The sequence below is a fragment of the Massilia sp. NBRC 108631 genome (genome assembly GCF_059704565.1).
The window spans coordinates 31,814-45,585 of the sequence record NZ_BAAKJE010000182.1; the positions used below are offsets into that span (position 1 = coordinate 31,814).

Below are 13,772 nucleotides of genomic sequence, written 5' to 3' on the forward strand. Positions count from 1 at the left end.
GTAGTCGCTACGGTAGATGTGAGATTGGCTAAACCTTTGAATTATAACCTAAAGAGGCCCATTCCACAATGCCGTCAGGAAGTTCTCCACCAGCTTCCCGCCGTCCGCAGGGCCGGCGGCGGCAATCCTTGCGCCAGGTCCAAACGCTGCCGCACCATCCGGCTAGACTGGGCCGATGCCCATCATCGCCCTGCCCCTGCCTCGCGAAACCTACGACGCGCCCTGGAAAGGCGCACTGGCCGCGTATTTCCAGGAGTTTATGGCGTTTTATTTCCCGGACATGGCTAACGCCATCGACTGGCTGCGCCCGCCTGTGTTCCTGGACAAGGAGCTCCCCCAGGTCACGCGCGACGCCGCGCTCGGCACGCGGCTGGCGGACCATCTGGTGCAGATCCATACCCGGGACGGCAACAAGCAATGGATGCTGATCCATATCGAAGTGCAGGCGCAGCAAGACTGCACCCTGCCAGAACGCATGTATGTCTACCAATACCGCATTTACGACCGCTTCCGGCACCCGGTAGCCTGCCTGGTCGTGCTGGCCGATCGCGCCCGCCGCTGGCGGCCGTCCAGTTTCAGTTACCGGTGGCACGGCTGCGGTGCGCGGGTGGACTTCCGTTGCGTCAAGCTGCGGGACTACGCGCGCCGGGTCGAGCAACTGCAGACCCAAGACAATGCCTTCGCCCTGCTCACCGCAGCCCACCTGCTTACCCAGCAGACCCGCGGCCAGCCGCAGCAGCGCCACGCCGCCAAATGGAAGCTCGCACGCTTGCTGTTCGCGCGTGACTGGGACCGTCAGCGTGTCATAAACTTATTTCATGTCATAGACTGGATCATGCGTCTTCCCAAGGAGCTTGAAGACCAACTGTGGCAGGACATCATCGATTTGGAAGGGAGAAAAGCCATGGATACTTACGTCCCGCGCGGCGCAAGAATTGCGATGATGCGCGAATTGAACGAAGCGCGCGAGAAAGCACAGAGAGAGGGCTGGCTGGAAGGACAGCAGAAAGGCTGGCAGGAGGGCAAGCTGAAGGGCTGGGAGGAAGGACAGGCCCAAGGCCGGCAGCAAGGGCTGTTTGATGGCCTGCTTGAGGGCCGTCAGGAGGGTCGCCTGGAGGGTCGTCAGGAGGGCCGTCAGGAGGGCCGTCAGGAAGGACTGGCCGACGGGTTACGGCTCGGCCAGGCAGCGCTGCTTGCCAGGCTGCTGGCAAAGCGCTTCGGCACACTACCGGAGGACGTCAGCGCGCGGATCCGCGCGGCCAGCCTCGATGAGCTGCAGGCATGGGCCGAGGCCGCACTGGACGCCGGTACGCTTGACGAGGTGCTGCCTCGCCACTGAGAGCGGGCCTGCGCAGGCCCTGCCTGGCCGCACTGAATTACCCCAGCGCGGCGATGCCCACTTTCGCGACTTGCGCGTCTTCATTCGATTTGACGCCGGATACGCCCACCGCGCCCACCACGTGACCGTCGACGATCACCGGCACGCCGCCTTCCAGCATGCCTTCCATCTCCGGCGCGCTCAGGAACGATACGCGGCCGTTGTTGATCATCTCTTCATACACGCGCGACTCGCGGCGCCCCAGCGCGGCCACGCGCGCCTTCCTCGGGGCGATGTGCGACGAGATCGGCGCAGCGCCGTCCAGGCGCTGGAACCACAGCGCATGGCCGCCGTCGTCCACGATGGAGATCGATACTGCCCACTTGTTGGCCACAGCCTCGGCTTCGGCGGCAGCGGCGATCTTCTTCACGTCTTCGAGGGTCAGTACTGGTTTGGTTTGCATGGGACTTCCTGATTAAGAATATTGAAATAACAACTTACTGCTCGCGCATGGCTTTCAGCTTTTGCTTCAGCTGCGCCATGATGGCATTGGTGGCGCGCTCCCCGGCCTGGATGGCCTTGTTGCGGTTGCCGAAATCGTTGCCCGCCATGCGCCCCAGCGGCGGCTGGATCACGATGTCGGCGTCCTTCAGCTCGTACTGGTTGATGCGCTGCCCCATGATGCTAAAGGTCTGCAGGATGACTTCCAGCGAGCTGATCGCCGCCTGGGAATCGGTCTGGGTCGAAATATTGACGGCAATGATGAAGTCTGCGCCCATTTCGCGCGCGAAGCGCACCGGCACCGGCGCCACCAGGCCGCCGTCCACATAGGTGCGGCTGCCGATCACCACCGGCTGGAACACGCCCGGCACCGACGAGCTGGCGCGCACCGCCATGCCGGTATTACCGCGCTGGAACAGGATCGGCTGGCCGTTTTTCAGGTCGGCCGCCACCGCGCCGAAGGGAATCTTGAGTTTTTCGATCGGGCGGTTGTGCACCGCCTTGTTGACGTAGGCTTGCAGCGCCTCGCCCTTGAGCACGCCGGATGACTTGCCAAACAGCGGCATGGCCCAGTCCGAAATGGCGGCCTCGTCCATTTCGTAGGCCATTTTCTGCAGGTTGGCGCCCGAATTTCCGGCCGCGTACAGCGCGCCCACCACGCTGCCGGCGCTGGTGCCCACCACCACGTCCGGCACGATGCCCTGTGCCTCGAGCGCCTTGATCACGCCGATATGGGCGAAACCGCGCGCGGCGCCGCCGCCCAGGGCCAGGCCGATCTTGATCTTGCGCTGAGGCGGTGCGGCCGCGGCGGCAACCGCCGGGGGCGCCAGCGGATTGACGGGCGTCACGGCCGGCGCCACCACGGTGGCGGCCGGCGAGGCAGGCACCACCGGCGGCGCGACCGGAGTGGAAGCGCATCCGGCCAGCGCGGCGGCAGCCAGGACGGAAGCGAGTAAGCGTTTCAAGGACATGTATCGGCTATCTGCACAGTTAAAGCGGGGCAGATTGTAACGCAAGCCGGCCCAGGCGCCCAAAACGCGGGCCGGATTGCGGCTTACACCTTGGGCAGGCAGACCGTGAAACTGCTGCCCTTGCCCGCCTCGGACTTGATCGACAGGCTGCCGCCGTGGCGCAGCAGCACGTGCTTGACGATGGCCAGGCCCAGCCCGGTACCCTGGGTCTCCCGCGAGCGGCTCTTGTCGACCCGGTAGAAACGCTCGGTCAGCCGCGAGATATGCTCGGGGCTGATGCCGATGCCGGTATCTTCCACCACGAACTTGACACCCTTGCCGCTGTCGCTCCAGCTCAGCCGGATGCTGCCGCCGGCCGGGGTATAGCGCACCGCGTTCGACGCCAGGTTGCCGAAGGCGCTGTGCAACTCGTCATAATTGCCCTGCACCGCCACATCCTCCATCTCCAGCGAGATCTCGTGCTTGCCCGCCGACAGCGCGCGCGCATCGCGCAACACCTGTTCCAGCAGCGCGCGGGTATCGATCTTCTCCGGCCGCATCGGATGGTCCACCGATTCCAGGCGCGACAAGGTCAGCATGTCCTCGATCAGGTGCTGCATGCGATGCCCCTGCTCCGTCATCAGCTTCAGGTGCGCCATGCGGGTGGCCGTATCCAGGTCCTCGGAGGCGGCGATTTCCAGGAAACCGACAATCACCGTCAGCGGCGTGCGCAGCTCGTGCGAAGCGTTGGCGATGAAGTCGCGCCGCATCATTTCGGTGCGCTCGGTTTCCGTCACGTCGTGCGTAACCAGGATCTGGCGCCGGTTTTCGAACGGAATGATGTGCACGATCAGCTTGCGCTCGCGGAAAGTCAAGGTCAGCGGCTGGTCGTAGCGTCCCAGGATGATGTAATCCATGAATTCGGGGCTGCGGATCAGGTTGGTTACCCGCATGCCCTTGTCGCGTTCGTTGCGCAAGCCCAGGTGGGCTTCGGCGGCCGGATTGCACCATTCCAGGAACAGCACGTCGTCCATGATGACCACGCCGTCCGGCAGCAGATGCATGGCCTGGCGGAAGCGCGCCAGCCATTCGGTCAGCTCGGCCTGGTTTTTCTCGTCGTCGCGGCGCAGCCGGTACAGGCGCGAGAAAATGCCGGTCCAGGCGCCCCAGCCGTCGGGCAGCTTGGCGCTTTGCGGATCGTCCAGCCAGTCGCTCAGCTGGTACAGGTAATTCAGCTGCGCGAACACCATCACCGACATCGTGATGAAGGCCACGGTCAGCGCCGTCATGGCGCCGAACAGCCACCACAAAATGCCGACGCCCGCCAGGATCAAGCCCATGCGCAGCGCCGCCGGCACCCAGAACACCAGTTTTGGATTCATAGCGCTATTTTTCGGACAACATGTAGCCGACGCTGCGCACCGTCTTGATCAGGTGCTCGGCCTCCTTCAGCGCCTTGCGCAGGCGCAGCACGTGCACGTCCACCGTGCGCTCCTCGATCACCACGTGGTCGCCCCACACCTTGTCGAGCAGCTGGCTGCGCGAGAACACCCGTTCCGGGTGCGCCATGAAAAACTTCAGCAGCTTGTATTCGGCGTGGCCGATATCGATCTTCTGCTCGTTCATCAGCACCGTGCAGCTGACCGGGTCCAAGGTCACGCCGCCCACGTTCATCGCCGCCTGCGCGTGCTCCGGGCTCTTGCGCCGCAACAGGGCCTTGGCGCGCGCCAGCAGCTCGCGCGGCGAGAACGGCTTGGTGATGTAGTCGTCGGCGCCGCTGTTCAGGCCGGCCAGCTTGTCCTCTTCCATGCTCTTGGCGGTGAGCATGATGATGGGGATGTCCTGGAACTGGCGGTCGGAGCGGATGCGCGACAGCAGGCGCAGGCCGGTCTGGTCGGGCAGCATCCAGTCCAGCAGCAACAGCTGCGGGGTGCGCTTGGTGATGAATTCCCAGGCTTCGCCCACGGTCGAGACGGCGCACACATTCCAGCCTGCGTCGCGCAGCGAAAACGTCACCAGTTCGACGATCGCAGGCTCGTCCTCCACTATCAGTACAGTCGTTTTATCAGATGCCATGGTACCGCTTTACTTTATTCTGGGAGATCGTCCGGCAGGGGAACGGTCTTGGTATGGCGGATGTCCTTGCCTTCCACCACGTAAATCACGTACTCGGCGATGTTCTTCGCGTGGTCGCCGATGCGCTCGATTGCCTTGGCCACCCACAGGGTGTCCAGCGCGGCGGAGATTGTACGCGGATCTTCCATCATGAAGGTGATCAGATTGCGCATGATGGAACGGAACTCGTGGTCGATCACGGCATCCTGCGCGATCAGCTGCAGCGCCTGCTTGCCGTCGTTGCGGGCGAACGCGTCCAGCGCGTCGTGCAGCATGTCGCTGGTGGCGTTGGCGATGCTGCGCACCATTTCATAGTGGCTCACCGTCACGGCGCCGCGGCTGTGCAGGCTTTTCGCGGTGCGCGCGATCTTGGTCGCTTCGTCGCCGATGCGCTCCAGGTCGGTAATCACCTTGATGGTGGCCATCACGGTGCGCAGGTCGTTGGCGGTCGGCTGGCGGCGCACGATCAGGTGGCTGCAGGCGTCATCCAGCTGCACTTCCAGCTGGTTCACGGTATCGTCTTCGCGCATCACGCGCTCGGCGCGTTCCAGGTTGCCGATGCGGAAGCAGGTCATGGCGTCGAGGAATTGGGTCTCGACGATGCCGCCCATCAGCAGCACCTTGGAGCGGATCGCTTCCAGTTCCTCGTCATATTTCTTGGATGAATGTTCGCCCATCATGGTGGTTCTCTCCGTACTCTTGTTATGTGCCGAGGCTTAGCCGAAGCGGCCGGTGATGTAATCCTGCGTTTCCTTGCGGGCAGGGTTCATGAAGATCTGGTCGGTTTCGCCGAACTCCACCAGTTCGCCCAGGTACATATAGGCGGTGTAGTCGGAGCAGCGCGCCGCCTGCTGCATGTTGTGGGTGACGATGGCGATGGTGTAGTCCTGCTTCAGTTCGCTGATCAGTTCTTCCACTTTCGAAGTCGAGATCGGGTCCAGCGCCGAGGTCGGTTCGTCGAGCAGCAGCACGTCGGGCTTGACCGCCACGCCGCGCGCGATGCACAGGCGCTGCTGCTGGCCGCCGGACAGCGACAGGCCGCTCTTGCTCAGCTTGTCCTTCACCTCGCCCCACAGCGCGGCCTTCTTCAGCGCCCATTCCACGCGCTCGTCCATCTCGCCTTTCGACAGGTCTTCATACAGGCGCACGCCGAAAGCGATGTTGTCGTAGATCGACATCGGGAACGGGGTCGGCTTCTGGAACACCATGCCGACCTTGGCGCGCAGCATGTTGACGTCCTGGCCCGGCTCGAGGATGTTGCGGCCGCGGTACATGATGGAGCCTTCGGCGCGCTGGCCCGGATACAGGTCGTACATGCGGTTCAGCGTGCGCAGCAGGGTCGACTTGCCGCAGCCGGACGGGCCGATGAAGGCCGTCACCTGCTTCTCGTGCACGTCCAGGTTGACGTTGTGCAGGCTCTGCGTCTTGCCATAGAAGAAGTTCAGGCCCGAGATTTCGATGGTCTTGCGCTTGGCGGCGTTCGCTGCTTTGGTGTCGTTGCTCATTTGCGTATTCATCTGTATGTATGTTTGATTAGTTCGGGGCTTTTTGGCTGAACACGGTGCGCGACAGGATGTTCAGGCCCAGCACGCTGAAGGTCACCAGCAGGGCGCCGCCCCAGGCCAGCGAGCGCCAGTTGTCGTACGGGCTCATGGCGAACTGGTAAATCACCACCGGCAGGTTGGCCACCGGCGCGTTCATGTCGGCGCTGAAGAACTGGTTGTTGAGCGCGGTAAACAGCAGCGGCGCGGTTTCGCCGGAGATGCGCGCCACGGCCAGCAGCACGCCGGTCACCACGCCGGCCTTGACCGCGCGCAGGCGCACCGTCATGGCCACTTTCCAGCGCGGCGCGCCCAGCGCGAACGCCGCTTCCAGCAGGCTGTTGGGCACCAGCTTGAGCATATTGTCGGTGGTGCGCACCACCACCGGCACCGCGATCAGCGACAGCGCGATGGAACCGGCGTAGCCCGAGAAGTGCTTCACGTTGGCCACGTACAGCGCGTAGACGAACAGGCCGATCACGATGGATGGCGCGGACAGCATGATGTCGGTCACGAAGCGGGTCACCTGCGCCACCTTGTTCTCTTCGCCGTATTCGGCCAGGTAGATGCCGGCCAGGATGCCGATCGGGGTCGACACCACGGTGGCCACGCCCACCATCATCAGGCTGCCGACGATGGCGTTCAGCAAGCCGCCGCCTTCGCTGCCGGGCGCCGGGGTGTTGGCCGTGAACAGGGTGTAGTGCAGGGCCGAGAAGCCGTTGATCAGCAGCGTGGCCAGGATCCACAGCAGCACGATCAGGCCGACCGACATGGCCATCACGGACAGCGCGATGCCGATACGGTGCACCAGCAGGCGCTTGCGGTAGACCGGGTTCATTGGGGTAGCTTGGCTCATTTGACGCCTTCCTTGCGGGACATGCCGGCCAGCATCAGCTTGGCGGCGGACAGAACGATCAGGGTAATCACGAACAGGATCAGCGCCAGCGCATACAGCGAGGACACGTGCAGCGTGCTCTCCGCCTCGGCGAACTCATTGGCCAGCGTCGAGGCGATCGAGTTACCGGCCGCGAACAGCGACCAGGACAATTTGTTGGCGTTGCCGATGACGAAGGTCACCGCCATGGTCTCGCCCAGCGCGCGGCCCAGGCCCAGCATCACGCCGCCGACCACGCCGCTCTTGGTGTACGGCAGCACCACCTTGCGCACCACTTCCCACTTCGTGCAGCCCAGGCCGTAGGCCGATTCCTTCAGCACCGCCGGCACGATCTCGAACACGTCGCGCATCACGGAGGAAATGAAGGGGATGATCATTACGGCCAGGATCAGGCCGGCGGTCAGGATGCCGATGCCCATGGTCGGGCCGCTGAACACGGAACCGATGATGGGCAGCTGGCCCAGCGTGGCTTTCAGGAAAGGCTGCACGTAGTCGCCGAACAGCGGCGCGAACACGAACAGGCCCCACATGCCGTAGATGATGGACGGCACGCCGGCCAGCAGCTCGACGGCCGTGCCCAGCGGGCGGCGCAGCCAGACCGGGCAGATCTCGGTCAGGAACAGCGCGATGCCGAAGCTGACCGGGAAGGCGATCAGCAGCGCGATGCCGGCCGTGGCCAGGGTGCCGACGATGGCGATCAGCGCGCCGTAGTTGTCATTGACCGGGTCCCATTCGACGGTGGTGATGAAGGCCGGGCCGAAGTGCTGCAGCGCCGGCATGGCGCCCAGCACCAGCGAAATGATAATCCCCACCAGTACCAGCAGTACCGACAGGGAAAAGGTCATCGTGACTTTGTGGAAGATGAAATCCTGGATGCGCTGCTTGCGCATGGTCGAGAGCATGGCGGCATTGGACACTTCTGTCATGGCGGGCTCCGACAAGGTGATCGGCGGGGATGTGATGTCTGCGCTCATAGAGTGGTCTTGTTCTGGATGTGGGCTAGCCGGGTGCGCCGCGGCGGCGGTCCGCCGCAGCGTCCCCGGCTAGCCTCCTCGGCTGTCCGAGGAGGCCGCGGGGATTAGTAGATTGCTTTACCCGAAGCGTCTTTCAGGTTGGCTTTCCACGAATCCTGCACCAGCTTCACAACCGAAGCAGGCAGCGGCACGTAGTCCAGGTCGGCGGCGGCGGCGCCACCGTTCTTGAAGGCCCAGTCGAAGAACTTGACCACTTCCTTGCCCTTGGCTGCATCAGCCTGGGTTTTGTGCATCAGGATGAAGGACACGCCGGTGATCGGCCAGGAGGTCTTGCCGGCCTGGTCGGTCAGCACCACGCCGAAGCCCGGGGTCTTGGTCCACTCGGCGTTGGCGGCGGCAGCTTTGAAGTTGTCGTCGTCAGGCTGCACGAACTGGCCGTCCTTGTTTTTCAGCTGGGTGTGCGCGATCTTGTTCTTCTTGGCGAAAGCCCACTCCACGTAGCCGATCGCGCCCTTGATACGCTGCACGTTGGCGGCCACGCCTTCGTTGCCCTTGCCGCCCACGCCCACCACCCACTTGACGGCGGTACCGGCGCCAACCTTGGTCTTGAACTCAGGGTTGGTTTTGGACAGGTAGTCGGTCCACAGGAAGGACGTGCCCGAGCCGTCGGCGCGGTGTACCACGGTGATTTCATCGTTCGGCAGTTTCATGCCTGGGTTCAGGGCGGTGATTTCAGCCGCGTTCCACTTGGTGATCTTGCCCAGGTAGATGTCGCCGATCACCTGGCCGGTCAGCTTCATCGCGCCCGGGGTGACACCGTCCAGGTTCACGATGGCAACCACGCCGCCCATGATGGCCGGGAACTGGGTCAGGCCTTCCGCGTCCAGCTCGTCGCCTTTCAGCGGGCTGTCGGTGGCGCCGAAGTCGACGGTCTTGGCTTTGATCTGCTTCACGCCGGCGCCGGAACCCACGGACTGGTAGTTCAGGCCGTTGCCGGTGGCTGCCTTGTACGATTCAGCCCACTTGGCGTAAATCGGGTAAGGGAAAGTTGCGCCTGCGCCGGTCAAGTCCGCAGCAGCGGCGGTGGAAAAGGCGACGGCAGCGGTGGCGCCGATAACCAGGGAGGTGAACAACTGTTTCATACGCATATCAATGTCCTTAGGGGTTGTGACGGTTTGAATGCTGCGCAGTCTACCGAGCCAATATGACAGCTTTATGACATGTGAAAAAATAATTAAAACACCCGCTTCAGAGGGAATAGTACCCCGGTTTTGACACCGTTCCGGTCAATTATGACAAACGTGACAGCCGCGCCGTCACCGTTTTGTCATGGAGTTGTCACAATTAACATCTACACTGGGGCGCGCCCGATTGGGCTAGAATTAACCATCTGCAAAGATAAAGTGATAGACAACATCATGAAGCCTGACCTGCGTTCGGAAACAAACAAGCACGGTATTTTCCTCGACCGCGAACTGTCCCAGCTGGCATTCAACCGCCGCGTCATGGCGCAAGCCGCCGACCCTGCCGTACCGTTGCTGGAACGCCTGCGCTATTTATGCATCGTCAGCAGCAATCTGGACGAATTCTTTGAAGTACGCGTGGCCAGCCTGCTGGCGGCCGCCGCCACCGACGGCAGCAACAGCGCGCTGCACCCTGCCCTGGCCGCCAACCTGCGCCGCATCTGCGACGAGTGCCACGAGCTGGTCAAACTGCAATACGAACTGTTAAATACCGAAGTGCTGCCGCAGCTGCAGGAAGCGGGCATCCACCTGCTGCGCCACACCCAGCGCAACGAGGCGCAACGCGCCTGGGTCAAGCAGTATTTCGAGCGCGAAGTGCGCCCGCTGCTAACGCCAATCGGCCTGGACCCGGCCCACCCCTTCCCGCAAGTGGTCAACAAGAGTCTCAACTTCATCGTTTCGCTGACCGGCAAGGACGCCTTCGGCCGCGGCACCGCCATCGCCATCGTCAAGGCGCCGCGCGTGCTGCCGCGCGTGATCCGCCTGCCCGACGAGCTGTCGGACGCGGGCGGGGTGTCGTTCTGCCTGCTCTCCTCCATCATCCATGCGCATATTTCCGACCTGTTCGCCGGCCGCGAAGTGATCGCCTATTCGCAGTTCCGCGTCACGCGCGACTCCGACTTGTGGGTCGACGAGGAAGAGGTGAAGAACCTGCGCCAGGCGCTCAAGGGCGAGCTGCAGGGCCGCCAGTTCGGCACCTCGGTGCGGCTGGAGGTGGCAAAGAACTGCCCGCCCGAGCTGTCGCAGTTCCTGCTGGACCAGTTCGCGCTGGACAACAGCCGCCTGTATGAAGTCGACGGTCCGGTCAACCTGGTGCGCCTGACCGAGATCATCAACAACGTGGCCCACCCCGAGCTGCGCTTTCCGCCCTTTTTCCCCGGTGTGGCCAACAAGACCACCAATACCGACATCTTCGGCGCGCTGCGCCAGCAGGACATCCTGCTGCACCACCCCTACCAGTCATTCCAGACCGTGATCGACTTCATCCGCGCCGCCGCGCTGGACCCGGCCGTGGTGGCGCTCAAGCAGACCATCTACCGCACCGGCATGAACTCGGACCTGATGGAGTCGCTCATCATGGCAGCCCGCGCCGGCAAGGAAGTGACCGTGATCGTGGAACTGATGGCGCGCTTCGACGAAGAAGCCAACATCAACTGGGCCGACAAGTTGGAGCAGGCTGGCGCGCAGGTGGTGTACGGCGTGGTGGGCTTGAAGACGCACGCCAAGGTGGCGCTGGTGATACGCCGCGAGGAAGGCGGCCTGCGCTACTACTCGCATCTGGGCACCGGCAACTACCACCCCACCACCACCAAGCTGTACACCGACTTCGGCCTGCTCACCAGCAACCCGGAGCTGGGGCGCGACGTCAACGAAGTGTTCATGCACCTGACCAGCCTGACCAAGCCGCAGAAGCTGAACCACCTGTGGCTGGCGCCGTTCGCGCTGCAGAACGAGGTGATCAAGGCCATCCGCAACGAGGCCAAGATCGCGCGCGCCGGGCGGCCCGGCCGGATTATCGCCAAAATGAATGCGCTGGTGGACGAATCGGTAATCCGCGCGCTGTACGCCGCGTCCAAGGATGGCGTCAAGATCGACCTGATCGTGCGCGGCGCCTGCACGCTGAAGCCGGGCGTGCCTGGCCTGTCCGAAAACATCCGGGTGCGCTCCATCATCGGCCGCTTCCTGGAACACAGCCGCATCTACTATTTCCGCAACGATCTGACGCACGACGTCTACCTGGGCAGCGCGGACTGGATGAGCCGCAACCTGTTCCGCCGCATCGAAGTTGCCTTCCCCGTGCTGGACCGCGCGCTGAAGCGGCGCGTCATCGCCGAAGGCCTGAACCCTTACCTGAAGGACAACAGCAATGCCTGGGAACTGGAGCCGACCGGCCATTACCAGCGCCGCCGTCCGCGCGGCAAGCAAACCCTGTTCAGCGGACAGCAATACCTGATGCATACCCTGGGCACGCCCAGCGGCGAGGTTAACGACTAACGCGAAAAGAGGGATACCATGGACCTGATCTTGTGGCGCCACGCCGAAGCCGAAGAAGCGGCTCCCGGCCAGTCCGACCTGGAGCGGGCCCTGACAACCAAGGGCCAGAAGCAGGCGCGGCGCATGGGCCAGTGGCTGGACTCCCAGCTGCCGGACAATTGCCGCGTGCTGTCCAGCCCCGCGCTGCGCACTTTGCAGACGGCGGAAGCGCTGGGCCGCAAATTCAAGATCCACAACGACCTGGCGCCGGGCGCGGACGCGGCCGACGTGCTGAAAGCGGCCAACTGGCCGGGCGCCCGGGAAACCGTGCTGGTGGTGGGCCACCAGCCCACCCTGGGCCAGGCGGCGGCGCTGCTGATGACGGGGGAGGACCAGGACTGGGATATCCGCAAAGCCAGCGCCTGGTGGTTCGTGCAGCGCGATCCGGGCGACCCGGACAGTCTTTACCTGAAGGCGGTGATGGCTTCGGACCTGGTGGTGAAATAGCGTTGCAACTGTGGCTTGAAAAGCAAAACGCTTCTGCTAAAGTTTAGTTGTATCAACTCTAGGGAGCTGCCGTCCCAAAGACGGTTGAAAACTTATGTTTACCCTCCTCACCATGGGCATTTTTGGCGGCATGATCGCACTGGTCGTGTTCGAGCTGATCCAGGAGTCCAGTGGGAGCCATCACAAACTATCCGATCGCTATCACGAATAGCCTGCCGCTGCGCGGAACCGGGCGCCTTAAGCTAGCACTTAAGGCGCCTTTGTCGCGTTTACAGCTTGCTGCTCTTCCTGCTTATCCCTGCTTATCTCGCTGCTACATGCCGGTTTTGAACTTGGTGTAGATGCGGGTGATGGAACGGCGCACGTCGGCCGGCACTGCTTCCGGGGCGATCATGCGCTGCATGTCGGCCGCCGGCAGGAAGACCGTCTTGTTGTCGGCGATATCCTTGCGCACAAACTTGATGCCTGCCTTGTTCGGGTTGGCGTAGAACACCTTGTTGGTCAGGCTGGCATGCACTTCCGGACGCAGGATGTAGTTGATGAACAGGTGCGCATTGTTCGGGTGCGGCGCGTCGGCCGGAATGGCCATGGTGTCGAACACCAGCGCGGCCGAGGTCTTCGGCACCAGCACCTGGATCTGGTTGCCGTTCTTAGCGTCGATGGCGCGCTGGCGGGCGATGTTGATGTCGCCGGACCAGCCGAAGGCCACGCAAATGGCGCCGTTGGCCATGTCGTTGATATAACCCGACGAGCTGAACAGCGTGACGTAAGGACGGATGGCCGTCAGCACCTTGCCCGCCTCGGCGTAGTCGGCCGCCTTGGCCGAGTACGCCGGCTTGCCGATGTATTGCAGCGCCGCCGGCAGCACCTCGGACGGCGAGTCGAGGAAGGACACGCCGCAAGACTTCAGCTTGGCCGCGTATTTCGGGTTGAAGATCAGCTCCCAGGCATTGTCCGGCATCGGCTCGCCGCCCAGCGCGGCTTTCACCTTGCCGACGTTGATGCCCACCGTGGCGTAGCCCCACAGCCAGTCCACCAGGTATTCATTGTTGGGGTCGATCTTGGCCAGCTTGGCCTGGATTTGCGGGTCCAGGTTGGCCAGGTTGGCCAGCTTGGACTTGTCCAGCTTGCGCAGCTGCTTGGCGTCGATCTGCAGCTTGGCCCACGGTGCGGTCGGCACCACGATGTCGTAGCCGGATTTGCCGGCGGCCAGCTTGGAGTTCAGGATCTCGTTGTTATCAAAAACATCATAGCGGACCTTGATGCCGGTCTCTTTCTCGAAGTTCTTGATGGTGTCGTCGGCGATATAGTCCGACCAGTTGTAGATGTTCAGGACTTTCTCTTCCTGCTGCGCCTGCACCAGCCCCGCCGTGGACATCATGGCAGCCGTCGCCGCCAACATCATCAACTTGCCCCAACGCTTCCCCGCCATATGCCTGCCTCCAAAGAAAAGAAGAATACTCAGAACGCGAGA

General features: G+C 63.1%; 13 protein-coding genes. 3 read left to right on the forward strand and 10 right to left on the reverse strand.

All coding sequences use genetic code 11. The features are described 5' to 3' along the window. Positions 1 to 175 precede the first annotated feature (175 nt). Positions 176 to 1,339 (forward strand): DUF4351 domain-containing protein, encoded by a 1,164-nt coding sequence (locus tag AC6H42_RS19695; protein WP_497548765.1) that lies wholly within the window; start codon positions 176 to 178, stop codon positions 1,337 to 1,339. Between the two features lie 37 nt (positions 1,340 to 1,376). On the opposite strand, the gene AC6H42_RS19700 is transcribed toward AC6H42_RS19695, so the two are convergent. The 9 genes from AC6H42_RS19700 to pstS form a co-directional block, all read right to left on the reverse strand. Beyond that, positions 1,377 to 1,781: a heme-binding protein gene (locus AC6H42_RS19700; RefSeq protein ID WP_057155564.1), complete on the reverse strand. Its 405-nt coding sequence runs from the start codon at positions 1,779 to 1,781 to the stop codon at positions 1,377 to 1,379. A 34-nt stretch (positions 1,782 to 1,815) separates the two neighbouring features. Next, complete coding sequence (locus AC6H42_RS19705) at positions 1,816 to 2,790, reverse strand: patatin-like phospholipase family protein (RefSeq protein WP_057155565.1); 975 nt, start codon at positions 2,788 to 2,790, stop codon at positions 1,816 to 1,818. 83 nt (positions 2,791 to 2,873) lie between these two features. Further along, the gene (gene phoR, locus AC6H42_RS19710) at positions 2,874 to 4,151 is read right to left on the reverse strand and encodes a phosphate regulon sensor histidine kinase PhoR (protein ID WP_497548766.1); all 1,278 of its coding nucleotides are present in this window, start codon (positions 4,149 to 4,151) and stop codon (positions 2,874 to 2,876) included. A 4-nt stretch (positions 4,152 to 4,155) separates the two neighbouring features. Next, on the reverse strand, positions 4,156 to 4,845 hold the full coding sequence (gene phoB / locus AC6H42_RS19715; protein WP_057155567.1) for a phosphate regulon transcriptional regulator PhoB: 690 nt from the start codon (positions 4,843 to 4,845) through the stop codon (positions 4,156 to 4,158). Positions 4,846 to 4,859: 14 nt separating this feature from the next. Beyond that, complete coding sequence (gene phoU / locus AC6H42_RS19720; RefSeq protein WP_057155568.1) at positions 4,860 to 5,564, reverse strand: phosphate signaling complex protein PhoU; 705 nt, start codon at positions 5,562 to 5,564, stop codon at positions 4,860 to 4,862. 36 nt (positions 5,565 to 5,600) lie between these two features. After that, positions 5,601 to 6,401 carry a phosphate ABC transporter ATP-binding protein PstB gene (gene pstB / locus AC6H42_RS19725; RefSeq protein WP_057155569.1) on the reverse strand — a complete coding sequence of 267 codons (801 nt, stop codon included), beginning with the start codon at positions 6,399 to 6,401 and terminating at the stop codon, positions 5,601 to 5,603. Between the two features lie 16 nt (positions 6,402 to 6,417). Continuing rightward, on the reverse strand, positions 6,418 to 7,281 hold the full coding sequence (gene pstA, locus AC6H42_RS19730; RefSeq protein WP_057155570.1) for a phosphate ABC transporter permease PstA: 864 nt from the start codon (positions 7,279 to 7,281) through the stop codon (positions 6,418 to 6,420). Next, on the reverse strand, positions 7,278 to 8,246 hold the full coding sequence (pstC, locus tag AC6H42_RS19735; protein WP_229418181.1) for a phosphate ABC transporter permease subunit PstC: 969 nt from the start codon (positions 8,244 to 8,246) through the stop codon (positions 7,278 to 7,280). The genes pstA and pstC overlap by 4 nt, the downstream gene beginning before the upstream one ends. Before the next feature lie 152 nt (positions 8,247 to 8,398). After that, on the reverse strand, positions 8,399 to 9,436 hold the full coding sequence (gene pstS / locus AC6H42_RS19740) for a phosphate ABC transporter substrate-binding protein PstS (protein WP_373888178.1): 1,038 nt from the start codon (positions 9,434 to 9,436) through the stop codon (positions 8,399 to 8,401). Between the two features lie 276 nt (positions 9,437 to 9,712). Here pstS and ppk1 point away from each other — a divergent pair, with 276 nt between their 5' ends. Both ppk1 and sixA read left to right on the forward strand, forming a co-directional pair. Further along, positions 9,713 to 11,812, forward strand: a complete 2,100-nt coding sequence (gene ppk1 / locus AC6H42_RS19745) for a polyphosphate kinase 1 (protein WP_057156066.1) — start codon at positions 9,713 to 9,715, stop codon at positions 11,810 to 11,812. An 18-nt stretch (positions 11,813 to 11,830) separates the two neighbouring features. Next, positions 11,831 to 12,298 carry a phosphohistidine phosphatase SixA gene (sixA, locus tag AC6H42_RS19750; protein WP_057155573.1) on the forward strand — a complete coding sequence of 156 codons (468 nt, stop codon included), beginning with the start codon at positions 11,831 to 11,833 and terminating at the stop codon, positions 12,296 to 12,298. Positions 12,299 to 12,611: 313 nt separating this feature from the next. On the opposite strand, the gene AC6H42_RS19755 is transcribed toward sixA, so the two are convergent. Continuing rightward, the gene (locus AC6H42_RS19755; RefSeq protein WP_057155574.1) at positions 12,612 to 13,730 is read right to left on the reverse strand and encodes a polyamine ABC transporter substrate-binding protein; all 1,119 of its coding nucleotides are present in this window, start codon (positions 13,728 to 13,730) and stop codon (positions 12,612 to 12,614) included. Between the last annotated feature and the right edge of the window lie 42 nt (positions 13,731 to 13,772).

Bases quoted from the DNA above. Each gene is read 5' to 3' on its own strand.
- phoU (WP_057155568.1), bottom strand. From the start codon at position 5,564: ATGATGGGCGAACATTCATCCAAGAAATATGACGAGGAACTGGAAGCG.
- pstB (WP_057155569.1), bottom strand. From the start codon at position 6,401: ATGAATACGCAAATGAGCAACGACACCAAAGCAGCGAACGCCGCCAAG.
- phoB (WP_057155567.1), bottom strand. From the start codon at position 4,845: ATGGCATCTGATAAAACGACTGTACTGATAGTGGAGGACGAGCCTGCG.
- AC6H42_RS19705 (WP_057155565.1), bottom strand. From the start codon at position 2,790: ATGTCCTTGAAACGCTTACTCGCTTCCGTCCTGGCTGCCGCCGCGCTG.
- pstA (WP_057155570.1), bottom strand. From the start codon at position 7,281: ATGAGCCAAGCTACCCCAATGAACCCGGTCTACCGCAAGCGCCTGCTG.
- pstS (WP_373888178.1), bottom strand. From the start codon at position 9,436: ATGAAACAGTTGTTCACCTCCCTGGTTATCGGCGCCACCGCTGCCGTC.
- phoR (WP_497548766.1), bottom strand. From the start codon at position 4,151: ATGAATCCAAAACTGGTGTTCTGGGTGCCGGCGGCGCTGCGCATGGGC.
- sixA (WP_057155573.1), top strand. From the start codon at position 11,831: ATGGACCTGATCTTGTGGCGCCACGCCGAAGCCGAAGAAGCGGCTCCC.
- pstC (WP_229418181.1), bottom strand. From the start codon at position 8,246: ATGACAGAAGTGTCCAATGCCGCCATGCTCTCGACCATGCGCAAGCAG.
- AC6H42_RS19755 (WP_057155574.1), bottom strand. From the start codon at position 13,730: ATGGCGGGGAAGCGTTGGGGCAAGTTGATGATGTTGGCGGCGACGGCT.
- AC6H42_RS19700 (WP_057155564.1), bottom strand. From the start codon at position 1,781: ATGCAAACCAAACCAGTACTGACCCTCGAAGACGTGAAGAAGATCGCC.
- ppk1 (WP_057156066.1), top strand. From the start codon at position 9,713: ATGAAGCCTGACCTGCGTTCGGAAACAAACAAGCACGGTATTTTCCTC.
- AC6H42_RS19695 (WP_497548765.1), top strand. From the start codon at position 176: ATGCCCATCATCGCCCTGCCCCTGCCTCGCGAAACCTACGACGCGCCC.